General features: G+C 37.3%; 7 protein-coding genes. 6 read left to right on the forward strand and 1 reads right to left on the reverse strand.

What is annotated here, in order from left to right; genetic code table 11:
- Positions 1-123 precede the first annotated feature (123 nt).
- Both BW716_RS34405 and BW716_RS36545 read left to right on the forward strand, forming a co-directional pair.
- The gene (locus BW716_RS34405; RefSeq protein ID WP_083730575.1) at positions 124-342 is read left to right on the forward strand and encodes a hypothetical protein; all 219 of its coding nucleotides are present in this window, start codon (positions 124-126) and stop codon (positions 340-342) included.
- A gap of 157 nt (positions 343-499) precedes the next feature.
- On the forward strand, positions 500-730 hold the full coding sequence (locus tag BW716_RS36545; protein WP_143709219.1) for a hypothetical protein: 231 nt from the start codon (positions 500-502) through the stop codon (positions 728-730).
- Positions 731-939: 209 nt separating this feature from the next.
- Here the strand turns inward: BW716_RS36545 and BW716_RS34415 are convergent, their stop codons facing one another.
- Complete coding sequence (locus BW716_RS34415; protein WP_083730577.1) at positions 940-1,278, reverse strand: helix-turn-helix domain-containing protein; 339 nt, start codon at positions 1,276-1,278, stop codon at positions 940-942.
- Between the two features lie 12 nt (positions 1,279-1,290).
- On the opposite strand from BW716_RS34415, the gene BW716_RS34420 reads away from it, so the two are divergent.
- From BW716_RS34420 to BW716_RS34435, 4 genes are all read left to right on the forward strand, one after another.
- Positions 1,291-1,572: a hypothetical protein gene (locus BW716_RS34420; RefSeq protein ID WP_083730578.1), complete on the forward strand. Its 282-nt coding sequence runs from the start codon at positions 1,291-1,293 to the stop codon at positions 1,570-1,572.
- Positions 1,548-2,057, forward strand: coding sequence for an RHS repeat-associated core domain-containing protein (locus BW716_RS34425; RefSeq protein WP_083730579.1), 510 nt, complete (start codon positions 1,548-1,550; stop codon positions 2,055-2,057). The genes BW716_RS34420 and BW716_RS34425 overlap by 25 nt, the downstream gene beginning before the upstream one ends.
- A gap of 165 nt (positions 2,058-2,222) precedes the next feature.
- The gene (locus BW716_RS34430) at positions 2,223-4,184 is read left to right on the forward strand and encodes an RHS repeat-associated core domain-containing protein (protein ID WP_083730580.1); all 1,962 of its coding nucleotides are present in this window, start codon (positions 2,223-2,225) and stop codon (positions 4,182-4,184) included.
- A 15-nt stretch (positions 4,185-4,199) separates the two neighbouring features.
- Positions 4,200-4,679, forward strand: a complete 480-nt coding sequence (locus tag BW716_RS34435) for a hypothetical protein (protein WP_083730581.1) — start codon at positions 4,200-4,202, stop codon at positions 4,677-4,679.
- Positions 4,680-4,699: the final 20 nt, after the last annotated feature.

Consider the following 4,699-nt stretch of genomic DNA (forward strand, 5'->3'; position numbering starts at 1 on the left):
AGCTAAATGGGTAATTCTATAAATATTTATATGTTATAGTCGAAACTTTGCAGGAAAGCGGTATCTCGTTAATTTCGCAACAACCTAAAAGAAAACCCCAAACATTAAGAGTATGTTTAAAATTTGAACAATCGGCGGCTGCTGAGAAATGCTGAGGCTGCAAAGAAAGCTGCAGCAAAAACACAGAAAGCATTTAAAAAACTGGACAATGTAGGCAAAACTGCAAAAGGCTCTGCTGCTAAAACTGTTGCCAACAAAGCGCAGGATGCTGCAAAGACAGAAAAGGAAGACAAGAAGGGAGACGATTTACCCGTAAAATTGAATAATAATGTCCTCAATTAATTTGGTCCGAATAATATTAGGCCTGGTTTTTATAATCATTCTATTAATAAGTGGTAAAAATTACTTTGAATATAGGAATGTTGTCAATAAGAATAAGCCAATAGAGTATAAGTTCGTCAAATCCTTTTATACGATTGGAAGAGGAAGATCATATAATATGGATGTGGTGTATAAAGGGGTGACTTATCGTGTTGAAATAACTGAACGAATTGCTGACAGTATTGCGATGAATAATTATCCAAAAATGTATTATGTGAGCAGTAAAGATAAATTGATTACCGCATGGCATGTTATGTTTTCTTTTAGAATCGTACTATTATCCGCAGCAGCTGTTTTAATTTGTTGCCTGCCCTTTAGAAAGTTGTCTAAAATGATGAGAAAGGAATAGCAAGGGTTGCCCTGTGGTGAATGAAAGACATAGAATTTAGAAGGAGTGTAAAGTTCTATCAGAATCCAGCGTTAGTAGTGGATAAAAGTATAGGAATGGATTGGAGATAAGTAGAGTCTTTTATGCTATAAGCAACAAAGCCCGGCAGTAGCTGGGCTTTGTTGCTTATAGGAATGTTTTTTATTAGTGAGTATAAGTTTGCGTTTTTTTTATTGAATGGCTTTTAGCTTCACATTATTGATCATGGCATCGAGGGCATAGAGAGTACAATTCTTATCCTGCTCCGGGAATTTAGAAATATCATTTAGCTGTTTAAGAATAGAGGGATCTTTTAATAGTTCCCTGTCTTCAGACTCTCCCAATAGATATCCTACAGTTGTCTCCAGCACATCAGCGAGTTTTTTAACGACATCAATAGTAGGCTTCACTTCGTCGCGCTCATACTTACCGATAATAGAGTGGTGAGAGGTTATTTGCCTCGCTAACTCCGCCTGGGAGAAGCTTTTAGCTTCCCTTGCTTCCCTTAGTTTTTTACCGAAAGTGGTCATAGTGGCGCATTTATGGTATTAAAAGGCTTGTTAATAATTAATTATATAAAAATACTGACAAATACACCAGGAAAAGGAGCAATAGATGTGCCTACAGGTTCTACTTTTACAACGTTCAATAAGAACAATAAAGAAAGAGGGATTCAAAGTGGTGATGCAAAGAGCATTAAGTACAACGGTAAGGAATATTTTTCAAGTTGGGGCAAGATGAATATTGAAGGATACTTTGACGATGAGGGCGTTAAGTTTGATTTTATTGCGACAAATAGTTGGATACCATCCCTGCGACACTGACGGTCACTCAGTGGACGAATAATACTCCGGGAACTTATATGGCTACACAGGTGATAAGTTTTGAAGGAGAGTTTACGAGTGGTACTGGTGATGAGTTAACGACGCTGTTTGTGGATCAGACGAGTGCTGATCCTGGGACTGAAAGAGGAATAAGTTATGGTATAGCATCTAAAGGATATCGATATGGGTTTAATGGGAAGGAGAATGACAACGAAATCAAAGGAGTGGGTAATCAGCAGGATTATGGGATGAGGGTGTATGATCCGAGAGTAGGGAAGTTTTTGAGTGTGGATCCTTTGACTCCGAAGTATCCGGATTTAACGCCGTATCAGTTCGCAAGCAATATGCCGATATGGGCAATAGATCTTGATGGTTTAGAATCATTCAAGGTAACTCAACGCTCATTTGCTCCATGGGCTAGGTTTGGGGATGCTTTTGGAACCTTTAAGAAAAGCTTTAAAGGTGATAATAGGGGGGGGCTTTAAATGAATCAACTACAAGACCTGAAGTATTAAAAGCTACAGCAAGACTACATTCTATGGCTAAGTTTGAGTTGGGCGTTGATGGCGTAAGCGAGGATGGTCATTTTGCTAGTGTAACTACAAGGGTATCAAAACTTTGTTGGTTCGTCGGAACAGCAAGGTTTTTCAATGCCTAGCGGCATCGAAAAATTTAAAAATAACAAATTAACATTACAAGTAGAAGGATCTGATCCTTTAGTATCTGTAGCTCCTGATATTGATTGGAGAATGGATTTAAATTTTAATATGGTGGGTTCTACTGTATTACAGGTTAGCGGAACTATTCAAGGGAAGGCCTTTCCTGCTTATGAAAGTTTTATTCAGGACGAAGGGGGAACTAAAGCATTTTTGCATACATATGCGGCTCCAAATAGGCTAGAGTTAGGTCCAGAATTATTAAATCCTCTTTATGATTATAAAAGGAAGGTATCATTTAGGTTTGAGTTAAACTCTAAAGGTAATATCCAAACTTGGTATGTAAGGGACGCTAATGGTAATGTATTGAGTATCTATACTTACGGTGATCCGGAAGTCAATAGTGGTCAACTGAGTCAGATAGAGGTAGATCTTTATGGTACCAGCCGCTTGGCTATGACAACATTGGCAACCAATGTACAAGATCAGTCTCCATCAGAAGTTACTAGTATGACAGGATTAGGTTATGGAAAAAATATTACCTTTATAAGAGGTAAGAAGACCTTTGAGTTGACAAATCATCTGGGAAATGTTATTGCCACAGTTTCTGATAAGAAAACAGGGATATCGCTAAATAACTCTGCCGTTGATTCCTATAATCCAGTCATTACTTCAGCACAGGAATATTATCCTTTCGGTATGTTGATGCCAGGTAGAGGTGGTCATATTGGTGCTGGAAAGAATGTTGCAGGAAGTACGGTGATTATAGCAGGAGATACAATCTCGTTAACACTTACCGTAACTCAGCGTACGAATAATTTGCCAGAGACGTATATGGCTACGCAGATAATAAGTTTTGAAGAGGAGTTTACTAGTGGATCTGCAGATAATTTCACCACGTTGCTGGTAGATCAGTCAAATACCGATCCTGGTACTGAAAATGGTATAAGTTATGGAATACCATCTAAAGGATATCGGTACGGGTTTAATGGGAAGGGAAATGATAATGATGAGAAAGGTGAAGGAAATGAGCAGGATTATGGAATGAGAATTTATGATCCGAGGGTGGCGAGATTTTTGAGTGTGGATCCGATTGCAAACAAATACCCGCAATTAACACCTTATCAGTTTGCAAGTAATAGGCCGATAGATGGTATTGATCAGGGTGGGTTAGAGTATGTGACCTACTTAATTAATATTGATTTAGATAAGGGCGTGATGCATCCTTCTCTTAGCTGGTATAATCCAAAACAGCATAATGAACATGGTGGTAAAGGCAGGTCTGGCAAAGGAGTACAGTATATAATTACGATTACAGGAACTGATGCCAAGTCGAATACAAAGTTTTCTGACGAGATAAGAAGATTTGTAGAGAGAAATGCTGGGGCAACAATTTTTAATTTTCAGGCAGATTATGGAAATTATTTTGGGTCAACAAGTTTATATAAAGTAGACAAATATGGAGAATTTACCAAAGAATATGATTATGCGTTACCCCCTGTTGATCAAGTAGATTATCTGGCGATGCTGCATGATCAAGGTTATGATAGAGTTAATTCAACTGGTAAAAAGGGCTTGTATGATGATTTTGGAACCACTCCTTATGATGAAGCTGCCCTGGCGGGTTGGAAAGATTTATATAATAATTATAAAATTGGTGATAAAGACCCTTTTAATGGTCAACCTATCTCATCAGAAGAAATGAGTCTTGCCTATAATGGAATAATTGCGTTCAAAAGCACTATTAGTGATAAGAAAATTAAAATAGAGACTTTTATGCATAAAAATTATGCGCAAACCATGTATATGGCTACTGAACAGGCTTATCAGGTATTTCTTGGAAGATATATGGAGAAGGATAGTGATGGAAATTGGAGAAGGAAGAAAGGTATGTTGCATAAAGAAAAGGATCCGGCTGACAAAACCAAAAAGATTTGGGTCCCAAATAAAAAATGATAAACTATATATTTTATGTTTAGATATTTATTGATTAGTACTTTAGTGATTGTAATCTATTGTTTTACGGGGTGCACTTATTCCTATAAAGCCGGAAATCTAATTGATTTAGATTATCCTGTTGAAACACCCTTACGGGCAGAGCTTATCATGCAATATTTTGATACATTAGCACAAAAAAGAGGATATGCTGTACCTGAAAAATGGAAGAGTCTAAATAAGCTAATTGATCTTGATAGTATTGATAATAAAAGAATATACTTTGAACAGGGGCCTGAAGAAATGTACCTGATATCATTTGGAGGTATGCTTGTATTAAGTGATGTTTACAATCCCAATATTCGGGCAGGAGGATATATAGCCGACAGCAAGCTTATGTCGCCAGCAGAAGAAAAAAGGGTACTAGCCCGATTCCAACATGAAATATTAGATACTATTGAGGCAATGGCCAAGAGGGATGGAGTACCAGATTCAGTTCTTTATATGCAATATTAGTTAATAGAATTACCCATTTA

Origin of the sequence: [Flexibacter] sp. ATCC 35208, from assembly GCF_001975825.1 — a bacterium.
GTDB lineage: Bacteria > Bacteroidota > Bacteroidia > Chitinophagales > Chitinophagaceae > Chitinophaga.

What these genes read in the sequence shown, in the direction of transcription:
- BW716_RS34430 (WP_083730580.1), top strand. Translation starts at nt 2,223, where the DNA reads ATGCCTAGCGGCATCGAAAAATTTAAAAATAACAAATTAACATTACAA.
- BW716_RS34435 (WP_083730581.1), top strand. Translation starts at nt 4,200, where the DNA reads ATGTTTAGATATTTATTGATTAGTACTTTAGTGATTGTAATCTATTGT.
- BW716_RS34415 (WP_083730577.1), bottom strand. Translation starts at nt 1,278, where the DNA reads ATGACCACTTTCGGTAAAAAACTAAGGGAAGCAAGGGAAGCTAAAAGC.
- BW716_RS36545 (WP_143709219.1), top strand. Translation starts at nt 500, where the DNA reads ATGGATGTGGTGTATAAAGGGGTGACTTATCGTGTTGAAATAACTGAA.
- BW716_RS34420 (WP_083730578.1), top strand. Translation starts at nt 1,291, where the DNA reads ATGGTATTAAAAGGCTTGTTAATAATTAATTATATAAAAATACTGACA.